The organism is Chitinophaga sp. 10T418 (assembly GCF_056394125.1).
On the sequence record NZ_JBFTHG010000001.1, the window covers coordinates 858430 to 874751 of the forward strand.

General features: G+C 46.4%; 12 protein-coding genes. 6 read left to right on the top strand and 6 right to left on the bottom strand.

Annotated elements, in window-relative coordinates; translation table 11 throughout:
* Positions 1-2: 2 nt before the first annotated feature.
* The 3 genes from AC1DCV_RS03635 to AC1DCV_RS03645 all read right to left on the bottom strand — a co-directional run bounded on the left by AC1DCV_RS03635 (position 3) and on the right by AC1DCV_RS03645 (position 4961).
* Positions 3-1265 carry an acetyl-CoA C-acetyltransferase gene (locus tag AC1DCV_RS03635; protein WP_477021875.1) on the bottom strand — a complete coding sequence of 421 codons (1263 nt, stop codon included), beginning with the start codon at positions 1263-1265 and terminating at the stop codon, positions 3-5.
* A gap of 147 nt (positions 1266-1412) precedes the next feature.
* On the bottom strand, positions 1413-2387 hold the full coding sequence (locus tag AC1DCV_RS03640) for a 2-hydroxyacid dehydrogenase (protein ID WP_477021876.1): 975 nt from the start codon (positions 2385-2387) through the stop codon (positions 1413-1415).
* Between the two features lie 27 nt (positions 2388-2414).
* The gene (locus AC1DCV_RS03645; protein ID WP_477021877.1) at positions 2415-4961 is read right to left on the bottom strand and encodes a cation-translocating P-type ATPase; all 2547 of its coding nucleotides are present in this window, start codon (positions 4959-4961) and stop codon (positions 2415-2417) included.
* 94 nt (positions 4962-5055) lie between these two features.
* Here AC1DCV_RS03645 and AC1DCV_RS03650 point away from each other — a divergent pair, with 94 nt between their 5' ends.
* The 5 genes from AC1DCV_RS03650 to AC1DCV_RS03670 all read left to right on the top strand — a co-directional run bounded on the left by AC1DCV_RS03650 (position 5056) and on the right by AC1DCV_RS03670 (position 12604).
* On the top strand, positions 5056-7128 hold the full coding sequence (locus tag AC1DCV_RS03650; protein WP_477021878.1) for an alpha-N-acetylglucosaminidase: 2073 nt from the start codon (positions 5056-5058) through the stop codon (positions 7126-7128).
* Positions 7129-7274: 146 nt separating this feature from the next.
* Positions 7275-9671, top strand: a complete 2397-nt coding sequence (locus AC1DCV_RS03655; protein WP_477021879.1) for an ABC transporter permease — start codon at positions 7275-7277, stop codon at positions 9669-9671.
* Between the two features lie 143 nt (positions 9672-9814).
* Positions 9815-11314: an ArnT family glycosyltransferase gene (locus tag AC1DCV_RS03660; protein ID WP_477021880.1), complete on the top strand. Its 1500-nt coding sequence runs from the start codon at positions 9815-9817 to the stop codon at positions 11312-11314.
* 215 nt (positions 11315-11529) lie between these two features.
* Positions 11530-12213: a hypothetical protein gene (locus AC1DCV_RS03665; RefSeq protein ID WP_477021881.1), complete on the top strand. Its 684-nt coding sequence runs from the start codon at positions 11530-11532 to the stop codon at positions 12211-12213.
* 10 nt (positions 12214-12223) lie between these two features.
* The gene (locus AC1DCV_RS03670; protein ID WP_477021882.1) at positions 12224-12604 is read left to right on the top strand and encodes a hypothetical protein; all 381 of its coding nucleotides are present in this window, start codon (positions 12224-12226) and stop codon (positions 12602-12604) included.
* A gap of 2 nt (positions 12605-12606) precedes the next feature.
* Here AC1DCV_RS03670 and AC1DCV_RS03675 read toward each other — a convergent pair whose 3' ends face one another.
* The 3 genes from AC1DCV_RS03675 to AC1DCV_RS03685 all read right to left on the bottom strand — a co-directional run bounded on the left by AC1DCV_RS03675 (position 12607) and on the right by AC1DCV_RS03685 (position 16038).
* Entirely contained in the window at positions 12607-13665 is a 1059-nt protein-coding gene (locus AC1DCV_RS03675; protein ID WP_477021883.1) for a response regulator, read from the bottom strand.
* Positions 13666-13667: 2 nt separating this feature from the next.
* Positions 13668-15185, bottom strand: coding sequence for a sensor histidine kinase (locus AC1DCV_RS03680; protein ID WP_477021884.1), 1518 nt, complete (start codon positions 15183-15185; stop codon positions 13668-13670).
* 139 nt (positions 15186-15324) lie between these two features.
* The gene (locus tag AC1DCV_RS03685; protein ID WP_477021885.1) at positions 15325-16038 is read right to left on the bottom strand and encodes a pirin family protein; all 714 of its coding nucleotides are present in this window, start codon (positions 16036-16038) and stop codon (positions 15325-15327) included.
* A gap of 152 nt (positions 16039-16190) precedes the next feature.
* Here AC1DCV_RS03685 and AC1DCV_RS03690 point away from each other — a divergent pair, with 152 nt between their 5' ends.
* Complete coding sequence (locus tag AC1DCV_RS03690) at positions 16191-16313, top strand: hypothetical protein (protein ID WP_477021886.1); 123 nt, start codon at positions 16191-16193, stop codon at positions 16311-16313.
* Positions 16314-16322: the final 9 nt, after the last annotated feature.

Below are 16322 nucleotides of genomic sequence, written 5' to 3' on the forward strand. Positions count from 1 at the left end.
TTTTAACGTTCCAGTATGGCTACTACGCCCATACCACCAGCGGTACAGATAGATACGAGTGCGCGTCCGCTGCCGCGTTCCTGCAGTATTTTAGCCGTTTGTGCCAGTATCCGGGTACCGGTGGCCGCAAAGGGATGCCCGATGGCAACGCTGCCTCCTTTGGTATTGAGCTTACTGCGATCTATGCTGCCCAGGGGCGTATCCCAGCCCAGCTTTTTGCAGTAGGCGGCATCTTCCCAGGCTTTGAGGGTGCAAAGCACTTGTCCGCAGAAGGCTTCATGGATTTCATATACATCAAAGTCCTGTAGCTTTAAGTGATTGCGTTTCAGCATGCGGGCTACGGCGTAAGTGGGTGCCATCAGCAGTCCTTCTCCATTTACATAATCTACGGCAGCAGTTTCGGCATCTACCAGGTGCGCCAGTACCGGCCAGTTTTGTTGCTGGGCATGTTCCTCTGAGGCCAGCAGTAAAGCAGAAGCACCATCGGTATAGAGGGTACTGTTGCCTGCAGTGAGGGTGCCGTTGCCGCTGAAGTCAAATGCAGGTTTCAGGGCGGCCAGCTTTTCAGGAGTCGTATCTGCGCGTATAATCGTATCTTTTTTTACGCCTTTGTATTCAATCACGAGGTCATTGAAAAAGCCATCTGCATAAGCTTTGGCGGCATTCATATGACTCTGGTAGGCGAGTGCATCCTGTGCTTCCCGGGTAATGCCCCATTCCTTCACCATTTTTTCGGTGTGTTGTCCCATAGACATGCCTGTTCTGGGTTCTACGATAGATGGATATACCGGAGTCAGGTCTTTGAACCGGATGGAGGCCAATACTTTCAGGCGCTCACCCAGTGTTTTGGCGCTGCGCAGGGCTACCAGTTTCCAGGCCAGCTGCTGCTGGAATTGCAGTGGGATGTCGCTGTTGGTATCGCTGCCTCCACTGATGCCGGTGTCTATTTGTCCGCAGGCAATGCGGAGACCCAGTTGTATGGTGGCATCCAGGCTGGTGCCGCAGGCCCTTTGTAAATTATAAGCGGGGGTATGAGGATCCAGTTTAGTGCCTAATACGCATTCTCTCGCAAAGTTCCATTCTGTGGAGCGGTTCAGCAAAGCGCCGAGGGCTACCTCCCCCAGTCGTTTTCCTGACAGCTGAAAGCGGTCTGTCAGCGCGTTTAAACAGGTAGTCAACATTTCCTGGTTGCTGATATGATTGTATTCTTTAAAGGACTTAACGAAAGGGATGCGTAGTCCGCCGATGATAGCGACCTTTTTCATAGTGAAGCGCTTTAGCTAAAGTTAATGAATCTGTAGTAAGCCAACAATCACTCCCGGTATTTGTTTATGGGATGAAAATTAATCCGATGAAACTCTTTCCTGCCCCTGGCCGGAAAACGGTCCTGGCAGTAATTACCAGGGTGGGGCTTATAGTGAGTAAATGTGATTAACGGGATTTGGTACTGGTTTGCCTTCAAAAGCAGCGATCACATTTTGGGCTGCTATCCGCGACATCGCGTTCCTTGTTTCAAGTGTAGCGGAGCCTATATGTGGCAACACCGCTACGGTTGGCATGTTCAGCAAAGGATTATCTGCTTTCATGGGTTCAGGATTGGTTACATCCAGTCCTGCGCCCCATATCTGTCCTTGCTGTAATGCCGCCAGCAGATCTGTTTCATTATGAATACCACCCCGTGCTGCGTTGATAAAAATAGCGCTGGGTTTCATTTTACTGAAGGCATCCTTATTGAATTTTTCTTTTGTTTCCTCCGTAAGTGAGGTATGTACACTGATCACATCACTTTGTTGCAGCAGTTCATCGAATGAAACAAAAGTAGCATCCAGTTCTTTTTCTGCAGCCTCATTACGGTGACGGTTGCAGTAAATTATTTTCATGTCAAATGCAGCACGGCAGCGTTTAGCCATGACCGTTCCGATGTTACCCAGTCCCCATATTCCCAGTGTTTTCCCTTCTATGTCAATACCCAGGTTAGCCGTAGGACTGGAGAATCCCCATTCTCCTTTTATAATTCTCTTATGTTGATAGAAGGCTTTACGTGCTACCGACAGCATTAATAAAAAGGCGGTGTCGGCAGTGGCATTACTCAACACACCGGGTGTGTTGGTAATCTGTAATCCCAGCTCGGTAGCGGCTTTTACGTCTACATTATCATAACCCACGGATAACAGACTGATAACTTTTAAATGCCGGCATTGTTCCATAAAAGGACGGTCTATTTTTCTGCCACCGGCAAAAAATAACGCATCATTTTCATTACATTTTACGATCATTTCTTCCAGGGTAAGCTCTCTCTGTTCTGTCCACTGTGTAACGGTGATGCCTGCACGCTGCATGAGTAGCAGTCCTTCTTCCGGAATAACCCTTGTTGTAAATACCTTCATATAATATTTTCTTTTTGAGATCTCTGATTAATTATTGCCGGCGCGCACTGTTGCCGGCACTTTAATGTGTTGTTTCGGGAAATGTATATTTCGTTTCCATAATTTCCATATTTCAAACCATAGTACGGAAGCGGCTCCAATACCGGCACATACCAGTAATTGAGGTAGTTGCAATGCCGTTATGCTGAAGAAATTTGCCACTGGCGAAATATATAGCATGGCTGCCAGCAACAACAGTGTAATAGCAATAACGCCTACCATTAATTTATTATGGTTACGCATGCTGTGTATAAAGGAATAATAGAAAGAACGGTTAACCAGGGTAAGAAAAATATTGGCAAGTACCAGCGTAGTGAATACCATACTGCGGGTGGCTGTTTCGCTATACCCCTGTGAAATACTCCACTGATAAGCGCCCAGCACCCCTGCTGTAATCAGCAGGCCCTGTAGGATGCTGATATTCATTTCACGGAAAGTGAGAAAGGTTTGGGTAATAGGACGGGGTGGTTGCAGCATCGCATTTTCTTCCATGGGTTCATTTTCATATACAATAGAACAGGTAGGTCCCATAATAACTTCCAGGAAAATAACATGTACCGGTGTGAATATATTTGGATATATCCAGCCCAGGAATAATGGGAGCGACACGGTGAGTATAATCGGAATATGAATGGAGATGATGTATTGGACGGCCTTTTTGATATTAGTGTATATTCTCCGGCCAATACCAATGGCATCTACCATGCCGCTGAGGTCATCATTAACGAGGATCAATGCCGCGGCTTGTTTGGCAATCTCTGTGCCTTTTTTACCCATGGCAATACCAATATGTGCTGCTTTCAGTGCGGGGCCATCGTTTACGCCATCACCTGTCATGGCCACTACCTCATTATCTGCTTTGAGTGCATTGATAGCGGCCAGTTTGGCTTCGGGAAACATGCGGGTAAAAATGTTGACAGATTGCAAAGTTTGCTGCATCTGTGTATTATCCATCTGCATCAGCGTATCGCCGTTGATGGCTTTGTCGGCATGCGCCATACCAGCCTGTTGTGCGATGGCGCAGGTAGTTACAGCGTTATCGCCGGTGATGATTTTTACCGCAATGCCCGCCTGGTAAAATTTGCTGAATACCTCTCCGATATTGGCTTTGGGAGGATCATAAAAAGCCAGCAAGCCTACAAAGGTAAACGGCAATTCCTGTTGTGCAAGGGGATAATTGTTGCCGGAAAAATCGGCCGTAGCCACACCTAATACGCGGTAGCCTTTTTGCGCCAGTGCATCTGCCTGTTCGCTGACCTGTTTTTTTGTTATTTCCGGGAGATGTGAAACTGCTATGATAGCTTCCGGGGCTCCTTTTGCGGCAACGATACGCTGGCCGGCTTCGTTCTCATAAATATGCGTCATCATAGGCGGTTTGCCTTCTAACGGATATTCATGTACGATTTTGTAGTGCGTGCGCTCGTCTGCTGTTGTCATCTTTTCGTATAGTCCATGCAGTGTTTTCTCCATCGGATCAAAAGGGACTGGTTCACTGGCCCACATGGCCATGGTAACCACATCTGCCGGTAGATTCTCTGCTTCATACAACGTATGATCTGCCCCACGATAGATGGCGGGCAGGCTCATTTTGTTTTCCGTGATAGTGCCTGTTTTATCTGTGCAGATGATGGTGGCACTCCCTAATGCCTCTACGGTACGAATCTTTTTTACAATAATGCCGATTTGCATGAGTCGTCTGGAACCCAGTGCCATAAAGGTGGTAAAGGCCACCGGTATTTCTTCCGGTAAAATAGACATGGCCAGTGTTAATCCCTTCAGAAGACTGTCGGTTAAGCTGTCGCTGCGGATATAGTTAAATAGCCATACAGCCAGGAAAACGACCACACCGGCGATGGCCATCCATTTCACAAATTGCTGGATCTGTAATTGCAGGAGTGTAGGTTCTTCTTTAATATGGAGGATCGCTTCTCCCAACTGACCGATTTTTGTTTGGGAGCCAACCTGCTTTACTTCGCAGATAGCGAGACCAGAAACAACAACAGTGCCGCTGTATACACGATTATCCTCCGCGTCTGACTGTTTGAAAACTGCATATGCCTCGCCAGTCAGCGCTGACTCATTAACTGAGAAGTCGTTGCTGTGTACAATCACTCCATCGGCATTGACGGTATTGCCTTCGGATACCAGCATCATGTCGCCGGTGACTATTTCACTGGTAGGAATACTTTTTAATATGCCGTTACGGATTACCTTACTCAGAGGCTCATTCATTTTTTCCAACGCATCCAGTGCTTTGCGGCTGCGACTGTCCTGGTAAAAAGAGATGCCGGATACCAGTGCTATGGCAGCCAGCATAAAATAGGCCTCCCCAAGTTCGCCCATAATAAAATAAATAGCAGTGACGGCAATGAGGAGCATGAGCATAGGTTCTGCCAGGATTTCCTTTAACAGGAGCAGGAGCGGATTGCTGTCAGGAGAAGGAGGAGTGTTGCTGCCGTACTTTTGTCTGGAGGCAGCCACCTCCATGTCGTCCAAACCTTTAATGTGCTCCGGTAGATTAGTCTGTCCTGCCATGTGAGTAGTTTTGGTGAATAGTGCCTCACTAAATTTACGAATTATGTAATTGATCATTACATTTACCTTCTTTATAATACTAACAGTGAAACAAATGAAAAGTACAAAATTGCTGGCAGGGCTACTCCTATGCCTGTCTTCGACTGTGTTTGCACAGGACTTTCCTGCTGTACAGCAGCTGGCGCAACGCCGGGTTCCGTGGCTGGCAAAATCGCTGGTGTTAAAAAGTATAGCAGCAGAGCATAACAAGGATATATTTGAAATTACCACCCCGGGCAAAGAAGTGCGCATTGCAGCCTCCAGTGCGAGTGCTGCTGCCGCCGGACTGAACTGGTACCTGAAGTATTACTGTCACCGTTCTATGTCGCATATGGGAGATAATCTTGCTCCCGTATCTCCGCTGCCTGCTGTAAAAGCACCCGTACATATCAATACTGCCTATGATTACCGTTATGCTCTGAACTATTGCACGATCAGCTATACGATGAGTTATTACAGCTGGAAGGACTGGGAGCATGAGCTGGACTGGATGGCACTCAATGGAGTGAACGTGATGCTGGCTACCATGGGTACCGAAGCAGTATGGCAGCATACCCTGGAGCGCCTGGGCTACAGCGCTGAGGAAGCCCGCCGTTTTGTAGCAGGGCCGGGCTTTACCGCCTGGTGGCTCATGGGCAACCTCGAAGGATGGGGTGGTCCGGTTACACAGCAGATGATAGATCAGCAGACCGCGCTGGAAAAGCAAATACTGGCACGTATGAAAGGATTGGGCATTGCCCCGGTGCTCCAGGGCTTTTACGGGATGGTACCAGTGAATCTGAAAGAGAAAATGTCTGTTAAAGTAGTAGAGCAGGGTAAGTGGGCTGGTGGCTTCCAGCGCCCGGATTTCCTGATCCCGGGCGACAGTAACTTCACGAACATTGCCGGCATCTACTATGAAGAGCTTAAAAAATTATATGGTAGTGACATCCGCTTTTTTGCAGGAGATCCTTTTCATGAAGGAGGCATCAGCAAAGGGGTAGATGTAACAGCAGCAGCCGGCATTATTCAGCGAACCATGCAACAACATTTTCCGGGTAGTACCTGGGTGTTGCAGGGCTGGCAGGCCAATCCTTCCGGAACCTTATTAGCTGGTCTTGATAAGTCTAAAGTGCTGGTACAGGAACTTTTTGGTGAAAATACTGCCAACTGGGAAACACGTAAAGGATATGAAGGCACCCCCTTTATCTGGTGCAGTGTGAATAACTTCGGCGAAAAGGCGGGACTGTATGGTAAGCTGCAGCGCTTTGCTGATGAAACATGGCGTGCTGCACATAGTCCCTATGGACCCTTGTTTAAAGGTGTAGGCATTATGCCGGAAGGGATCCACAATAACCCGGTTATCTACGACCTGATACTGGAACTCGCCTGGCATCCGGAGAAAGTGGAAGTAACAGACTGGATAAAATCATATGTACGTTACCGTTATGGTACCGATAATGCGCAGATCCAGGCAGCCTGGCAGGGATTAGTGGCTACTGCTTACAGCAGCTTTCCACAATACCAGGAAGGACCCAACGAATCTGTTTTCTGTGCACGTCCTACTTTGAAAGATGTGCCGGTATCTTCCTGGGGCACGCGTAAACGTAATTATGATACTAAAGTCTTTGCAGCCGCAGTAGCCACTTTTATGAAGGCGGCTCCCGCCATGAAGAATAACACTACCTATGAAATTGATGCGATCGATTTTCAACGGCAGGTGAATGCAAATCGTGGTGAAGAGATTTATGCCAACATGGTGGCAGCTTTCGGGAAAAAAGATCTTGCTGCTTTTAAGCAAACTTCCGGCAGCTTTTTGTCGCTCATGCAGCAGCAGGATTTATTACTCAGCGGCAACAAACATTTCCGCCTGGATACCTGGGTGAATGCCGCACAAAGCCTGGGGCAAACACCGGCGGAGAAAGCGCTGCTAATAAAGAATGCTAAAATCCAGATCACTTACTGGGGACCGGATAATCCGGCCACAGAATTGCATGAATATGCCAATAAGGAATGGGGTGGCTTAATGCGCAGCTTTTACCTGCCACGCTGGAAGATGTATATCGCTGCCCTTACAGATCAGTTGCAGGGTAAAGATATCCCGGCGCCTGACTTCTTCCCCTGGGAGCAAAAATGGACAGCGCAATAAATGGTGCCGGCGCCCTTGTTCGTTTATGAACAATAGCTATACTGAAAATGGACAGGGCGCCTCCTCTTTCGATATGTAAATAATTGATTATCAAAGGTGCCGGATTCCGGCACCTTTTTTATTTATGGTAGGCAAATCCTTATGCAATGTTCAGGAGCTATTGTAAAATCGCGTTCAGAAGTCTGATAAAGAATAGATTTACCTCATTCGTTAACATCGGTGGTTTGGCGATCAGCCTGACCAGCTTCCTGATCATTTTACTTTACCTGAATTATGAACTGAGTTACGATCAGTGGGATCCGTCGCTGCAACAGGTGTACCGGGTATCCCAACAGTCGTCCGGCAATTTCGCAAACAATCCGGCGCCAGCGCCACTGGCTCCTTTATTGCAGCAGCATATGCCGGAAATAACGGCGTATACACGTATTCAACCTTCCGGTGGTTATGAGCTGCTGATTAGTTATGGAACTAAAAAATTATATCAGAAAGATGTGGTGATGGCCGATAGCGGCTTTCTGCAGGTATTTCCCTATCAGCTGCTGGCAGGCAATGCCGCTACTGCATTCCGGGAGCCGGCATCCGCCCTTATTTCTAGGGAGGTAAGTCATAAGTTGTTTGGTGATGCAGATCCGATCGGTAAGGTGATACAGATCTTCAATAAGATGCCTTTCACTGTTACAGGCGTAATAGCCATACCTGAAGGCCCATCCCATCTGCATGCGGCGATGATTCTCCGCAACGCAATGACAGCGGACGTGGAAAGCTCCTGGGCCAATATTTCCTATATTTCGTATGTGCGTTTGGGTAAGCCCATGGCAACCGCGGCACTGGAAGATAAAGTGAATCGTACTTTTTATGATCACCATGAAAAAACGGGCAATCTGAGTTATGCCGCTTTTTTGCAAGCCGGACATACTCCTACACTGCTGACAGATGCGGTGAAGGATATTCATAATTTTCCGCGTTTTGGCAAAAGCCCCTTTAAAACTACCATGATCCTCTTCCTGCTGGCAGGTTTGCTGCTCCTGAGCGGTGCGTTGAACTCCAGTAACCTGTCGCTCGTGAAAACATTGCAGCGCTCACGGGAAGTGGGCGTACGAAAGGTACTGGGTTCCAGCCGTAAACAAATGCTGGGACAATTCCTGCTGGAGGTATCTTTGCAATGCGGTATCAGCTTGCTATTGGCAACTGGCTTATGTCTTATCATGTTGCCTGTATTTAACCAAACGTTCGACCTGTCGTTATCTTTCTTCCGGCAAATACAATCCTACACAATGTTATGGCAATGCGCTGCTGCTTTGGTAGCGATTGTACTGATATCCGGTTTATATCCAGCTGTGGTATTTGCCCGTCAGGGTGCGGTGAATGTACTCAAGGGCAATTTTAGTATGGGGGCGGGCAACAAGCGGTTTAGTCATTCATTGATTGTTGTACAGTTTGCCGTATCAGTGTTTTTTATCATCGCCGTGCTGGTAATGGCACATCAGATGGATTTTATGAAACACCGGGATATTGGTTTTAATCCTGAGCAAGTAGTGCAGATAGAAGCGAATCAACAAACCCGTGAAAATGATTTCGGACAAACCCGCGCGAAGCTGTTACGGATTCCGGGAGTGGAAACCGTTTCCAAAACAACCGCTCTTCCCGGCAATCAAAATGTTGATACCTCTTCTACAGAGTTCCGGTATGGTGGTGAGCATAAATCCCTGACTTCTGTGCGCGTGAGCAGTGACTTTTTTCTTACCCTGGGCATACAGGTGTTAATGGGAAGGACATTTAGTGACGATCATCCGGAAGACCAGGACAATACCGCCATTATCAATGAGTCGGCCGCCAGAACGCTGGGCGTGAAGTTGCCGGTGGGTTCCCGGATCAGCTTTGCCGCCTGCGATAGTGTGCCTTATGAAATAGTAGGCGTAGTAAAAGATTTCCAGGTGCAGGGATTCGACAGTTATATCCGTCCTACTTTGTATAGCATCTCCAATGCACACTGTACTTATCAGTCGGGAGGTGCATTACTGGTGAAAGTAAACACCGCTAACCTGGATAAGACCCTGGGGGCTATCAATAAACTATGGGAAACAGTAGAACCGGGGTTCCCCTTGCGCTACTCTTTCCTGGATGATAATTTCCAGCAGTTATACAGTAGCTATAACAGGGTGCGTTATATCATTTACGTGTTTACAGTGATTTCTATTTTTATTTCTGTGATGGGCTTACTGGCGTTAACGGTGTATATCACAGAGCAGCGCACCAGGGAAATCGGTATCCGCAAAGTATTGGGGGCGAGTGTGGGCAGTATTGTGACTTTGCTGTCAAAAGATTTCCTCATACTGGTGATCCTGTCTGCGATCATTGCCACGCCGGTGGCCTGGTACTTACTGGAGCGCTGGCTGCAGGATTTCGCTTACCATGTACAAATCAGTTGGATATTGTTTGCGGTGGCAACTGCCGGCGCACTGTTGATCGCCTTTGTTACCGTGGGTTTACAGGCGCTGAAGGCCGCCAGCGCTAATCCGGTTCACAGTTTAAGAGCGGATTGATTTTTCCGGGAATGCTAAACAGAAAATGTGCGGGTGTGTTAATTATAGTTAAACAACAGGTGCCTGCTTGTCAAGCGGCACAGAGATTGTGAGATTGTTTTTTATCACATCATCTGTCACAAATCTAACTGTCAGCATTTCATATGGAGGAATCAGCGAGTGGGAACCGTTTTATTGCCTATATCACCGCAAATAGGTGGATGGCCATCGCCATCGCTTTCATCCTCTTATTAAGATTTTCTTTTATTGGCGTAATGGGCGCTATGCCTCAGGATGCCTATTACTATTTTTACGGACAGCATTTCGCACTTTCGTATTTTGATCATCCTCCGGCTATCGCCTGGATTTTAAGGGCATTTACAGACCTGTTTGGCCGGCATGTGTTTGTGATCAAGCTGGCCGACACCCTGGTAACCATTGGTACATTGCTGGCCTTTTACCGGCTATCGCGCTGCTTCCTGTCCCTGCCAAGGGCCTGGAATGGCTTGTTGCTGTTATCTGCCACACTGATGGTGACTATCTTGTCACTGGTATCAACGCCGGATGTACCATTGTTGTTTTTCTGGTCTCTTTCCCTGATCGCTATTTACCGGGCAGTATTTGAAGAACGCAAGGGCTATTGGATATGGGCTGGTATTGCGATGGGAATGGCCTTCGATAGTAAGTATACAGCTATTTTTCTGCCAGCCGGTGCCGTGTTGTACTTATTGTTGTCCGGGCAGCATCGCCGGTATTTATGGTCCCCCTGGTTTTTTGCCAGCATCCTGTTTTTCTGCATCACTATTTTACCGGTAGTCATCTGGAATGTGGATAACAACTTTGCCTCTTTCCGCTTCCAGTCGTCCGAAAGGGTGGGAGGAGTGGAGTTTCATCCACTGGACTTTTTCGGTGTGATTGGGCACCAGGCGGCTATCCTGCTGCCGGTATTACTTGTTGCCCTGTTTTACTATTGCTATAAGTTGGTGCGTAAATACAAGTGGCATATTACCCGTATTCCGGCGCGGCAACTGTTTCTCTTATGTTTCTTTTTGCCCGTTTTTGCCATTTTCCTGGTGATATCTCCTATATACTGGGTAAAGATCAACTGGATGATGCCGGCTTATATCACTGGTATTATCTGGATCAGCACCTGGATTACCTTTAAATATGTGCGTTGGCAATGGATCTGCTCATTGGTTGTTCACGGGGTGTTGGCGGCAGAAATCATTTTTTATCCGGTACCCATTCACTCTGATGATACCATGATAGGTTGGGGAGGGCTGGGCACTGGCGTAAAAAGCCTGGCAGCGGAGTATCCGGATGATTTTATTTTTTCTGCCGATGATTACAAAACCAGTGCAATGCTGAATTTATACCTGGGGCACATGGTGTATTCCAGGAATATTATCGGAGAAAATGCCTTGCAGTTTGATTTTATAGGAACAGATATGAATGCCCTTAAAGGAAGAAATGCCCTTTTTATTAACTCACTCACCGACGTGAACGATGCTGTAGATGAGCTCGCATTTATAAAAAAACTATCTCCCTTCTTCAGCTCTGTTAAGCAGCTGTCTCCTATTGTAGTAAAGCAACATGGCCGTGTAGTAAGGAAGTTCCTGGTATTCCGGTGTATGGATTATCATCCGCCGTTATCGAAAGACTGATCATGGTCATCTCAAAAAATGATCACCGTCAACAGCTATGCTAATGCCCGTCATTGTTCAGTAATGTAAACAGCAATAGTTTTACAGCAGCAATTGGACATCCACCTGGATTCCTTAGCGTAAACAAATAATGAATGACGGAGATGTGTTGTTGAAAGGTATCACCGTTTCACTGGCGGTGATACTCTTTATCTGCACTAAAAAAAATGCAAATCATGTTCAGCGGATTAACGCCTACTTCCCGGCAACGCAAATTTTGCGAAGGTTTTCTATTTTTCCCTATCAAGCATTTACGCAAGTACGGGAATTTTATTTTCAGACAATACGACCGGCATTCGGGTGTAAAAACGTTGCTGGACATGAAATTAAGGGCATTGGACTTTAACACGGGGCATGCGGAAGATATCGATGACTATATTACGCATCGTGCTATACCGCAGGCAGCACAGGTACTGGCCAGAATGGAGGATTTTTATACGAAGATGCAGGAGGCGGCCGCTATTACTGCGGGAACGTTACAGGATTTTAACGACCTGTTTATTCATTATTACCGCGAAGTAACGGTATACCACAGTGTGGTATTACGTAACCTGAAAGAAGAGCTGAAACCGGTGCTGAAGCCTAAGAAAGGAGATGTGTTTACAGAGATGGGCTATGATCATATCAGCAAAGTATATAAGCTGGTAAAGGAGTTTGTTTTACAGAGCAAAACAATTGTGCATTTGCTGGAAGATGTGGTGGAGAAAGAATATAGTTTTCCACAAGGCCCGCAGGGACAACTGATAGCGCTGCAGGCAGATATCAGGCAGATGTATTTTATTCAGAAAAACCTTTGTCAGCTACTGAAAAGATGGGAGACCGACAAGAATTTGCACGGACTTCAAACCTATTACAACTAGCATTTAAACCATGTCGCACGAACTGCAGCATGATCCACCCTGTCTTGAGTACCAGGAGGTTTGCAAGACATGGATCAGGATCCTGAAAACCTTAAGAGAAGATAATGCTTCGCTGATAAACCGGTTAGCCGCAGCGTTAAAGGAAACTGCGCGCCGTTCATTTGTAGAGGAAGCAGAGGAGTTTCAGTTGGCCATGCTGGCCCGCGAAGAGTCGATGGTGTTATTGCGGCATGAAATAGGAGAACAACTGGCCTGGCTGGAAAAGCAGCCTGCCAATGTAGCCGCACCGCATTTCTTTTCTGTGTTGAAAAATGATGTGCATGGAATGATGCAGGAACATGAAAAAGTGAAAGTGGCTTTCCTGATATTTATAGCTGCAGAAAAAGTATAAAGTCAATTAATCATTTCCATCAGTTTTTTGATAGACAGTGCCGCTATCTGTCCTTCTTTCAAAGCAATCAATCTTTCGTCCCTGAAATCGCCCAACGTGCGTATGAGGGATTCTTTGGCTACTCCGGCTACTGCCGCCAGGTTTTCACGGCTGATATCTATCGTAAAATTTTTACTCCCCGCTGTATTGTATTTCCTATCCAGCATAATTAATGCTTCCGCTACTTTTTTACGCAGAGAATTATAAGCAAGACCAATCAGTTGTTGTTCCTTTTCTGCCATTTCCCTGGACAATAACCGGATGAATTTCCCCAGTACTTCCGGATTGCTGCTGATCAGCTGTTGGAAATCCTGATGGGGGATAACCGCCAGCAGGGTATCTTCCATGGCTTCTGCATTTTCCTGGTAGTTGCCCCCTTCCAGTAACGTATTGTAACCCAGGAAATCGCCTTCGTTGTATAAGCCTATAATGAGTTCTTTGCCATCATCGTTCCGTTTGTATGTTTTCACTTTGCCGTGCAGCAGGTAGTATAAATATTCCGGGCGGTTGCCGGCGGCATAAATGCTTTGTTTCTTTTTATAATGATTGGTGTTACGGTCTTCTTTCAACAGTGACAGATGATCAGCGCCTTTGCTGGCAGAGAGCAGTATGTTCAGTCCCTGCAGCCCGGTGGCAGAGTTATGTTTTATTTCTGCACATCTTTTCAGCCGGCTTTCAATAGCACTTAACAGTTCTGTGCCTTCAAAGGGCTTAGTGATATAATCATCTGCGCCCATTTCCATTCCTTTTCGTATATCTGTTCTTTCTGCTTTGGCGGTCAGGAAGATAAAGGGAGTAGTTTGCAATGCTTTGTTTTTATGGAGCATATGTAATACGCCATATCCATCCAGCACCGGCATCATAATATCACATACAATCAGGTCGGGGAGGTGCTCCAGGGCCATGGATACGCCTTCTTTTCCATTGGTCGCAGTGAGTACCTTGTAATTAGCCAATTCCAGAATTTCCGCCACATTTTCACAGATAGCAGGATTATCTTCTATCAGCAGTATTTTTTCCATGGTCATTGGTTTTGGGGAAAAGGAAGGGAGACGAGAAACTCTGTACCTTTTTCAGGCGCGCTGTTACAAGACACGGTACCGTTCATGAGTTCTGCGTATTTGGCTACGATATGCAAGCCGAGCCCTGTACCCTGGATGTTGGCCACATGCTGGCTGCGGAAGAATCGCTCAAACAGGTGTTGGCGGTCTTCAGTGGAAATGCCTATGCCCTTATCTTTTACAGACAGCTGGAACATGGCATCGCTGCATTGGGTACGGATTGAAATGATCGCTCCTTCCGGGGAAAACTTGATGGCATTGGATACGAGATTCATAACAATATGTTTAAGTAGCGTAGGATCCAGGAAGGCTTGTGGTGCGCCGTGGTGGGCATAGTAAATATTCTGCTGGGGCTTTTTGAGGCCGTCCATTTCGCCTAGAATGTTGCCGATATGTTTGGCCGTATCAAAGGTGCTGTGCCTGACTTGTATTTTTCCTTCTTCTATTTTGCCTACAGACAGGAAGTCGTTGAGGATATCTGTCAGCATATTTACGGAAGAAATGATCCGCTGAATATGCTTGCTGCGCTTCGTTACATCATCCGGGCCTTCGTATTTGGATACGAGGTATATGGAAGAAAGGATGGCACTAAGTGGTGTCCGGAATTCATGAGAGGCGAGCGACACAAATCTTGATTTCAGTTCGTTGAGTTCTCTTTCTTTTTCCAGTGAAATACGGAGTTCTGATTCTGCCTCTTTTATACGGGAAAGATCAATGGCGATGCCTATATAGCCGGTAATATCGTTGGCATCGCGGATGGCAGATACGGTGAGTGAAACGGGCAGGGAGCTGCCATCTTTCCGGATGTAGAGCCATTCATATTCGTTGAGTAAATTTAGCCTGGCTTTGATGGTGAGTGTTTCCATACCGGGTTCTACCGGTTGCTGCAGTTGCCTGGAAAATTCTTCTGCCCGGAGGGCAACTTCATCCTGGTCATGCAGCATGAGCGGGGTGCATACATCTATGACTTCACTGGCTTTGTAACCGAGTATTCTTTCTGCGGCAGGATTGAACCATTTAATAAAGCCATCGGTGTTAATGACGATGATCATGGCGCCGGCGTTGGTCCACAAGCTGTTAAGGAAGCTGTTCATCCTTTGCAGGGTGCCATCTTTGATGGCGGCTTCTTTTTTTTGCTGGTCGAGTTGTTGCCGGGTTTGTTCGGATATTTTCCGGTCGGAGATATCCATGATGTAAATGATAGTTAGTATTCCTTCCGGTGTGGTATGTTCGCCGTGGCTGGTCTCTACGGGGAATCTGCTGCCATCTTTTCGCAGCGCGATATGTTCTTTTTCATCACAGGGCATCAGGAGGTTCACCTGTTGTCCGGTAATTTCTTCTTTCGTGTAGCCGAACTGGTTAAGAAGGAAGGGGTTAGCCATCAGTATGGTGCTGTTGCTATCGGCTACCAGGATGCCAACGGTGGCATGATTAAAGAGAACTTCGAAACCTATGTAATTATTTTGAGTCGTGTTAATCATACCCGTATTGACCCTTTACTTCGGTGCAATATAAATTTAATGATTCCCGGTGGAATAAATTACGGGTGATTGAAAATAGAATGTTATTATTTTATAGAATTAATAATATATCCGTATTTAATATGTATAGCGGCGCCTGTCACTTCTGATTAATAGGTGTTTCTATGATGAGGAACTCGGATTTTTCTGCACACTGCAGTGATACTTCACCTGTTTCCCATAACCCGATCGCATCTCGTTCCTGCAGTACCTGGTCCTGTACTCTTAGCCCGCCGGCAATGGAAAAAATGAACAGGCATTTATTCAGCGGGTTGAAGGTATAAGTAAGCTGGTGAGGTTGCTCATAATAGCCGAGTGATAATTTCGCATTCTGATTGATCCAGCAATGCTGCATTCCTTCTTCACCGGATACGATGGTGACCAGTTTGTTCTTCCTGTTTTCTTTAGGGAAGCTGCGTTGCTGATAGCGGGGCGCAATATTTTGTTGTTTGGGCGCAATCCAGATCTGTAAAAAGTTAACTTCTTCCATACCAATATTATATTCTTCATGTCGTAGTCCGCTGCCGGCGCTCATGATCTGTACTGCAGGCCCTTCTATTTCAGTAATGTATCCCATGGTATCTTTATGGTTCATTTTTCCTTTCAGCAGTACCGAAATAATTTCCATATTCACATGTGGATGTATACCGAAGCCTTTACCTGCCTGTACAAAGTCATCGTTAAAAGCGATCAGCGATCCGAATGCGCTGCGCATAGGGTGGTAGTAATCGCTGAAGCTGAAGAAGAAGTTGCTTTTCAGCCAGCCAATGTCTTTAATACCTCTTTCGCTTGCGGGGAAGTGTTGCAGTTTCATATAATAAGGAACAGTAGGAAGTTTAAAATTGTTTGAAATCAGGATGAACTAAGTTAATATCAAATTTCCGCATCTCGTAAATATGTTTCCCGAACTCGTAAAGAATAATTTTCATAAGCCCTTACTTTTGCCCGACAATTCAGATAAGCTTCGTGATGATGGTGCTGGAAGAGAAAGCATTCCGTAAGGAACTGACGGGAGAGGCTCTGGAGAAAGAGATAGCAGTGACTTTGCAGCAGTTTGCAACAAAAACGGAGTTGAGTTTACAACGATAAACGAGTGGA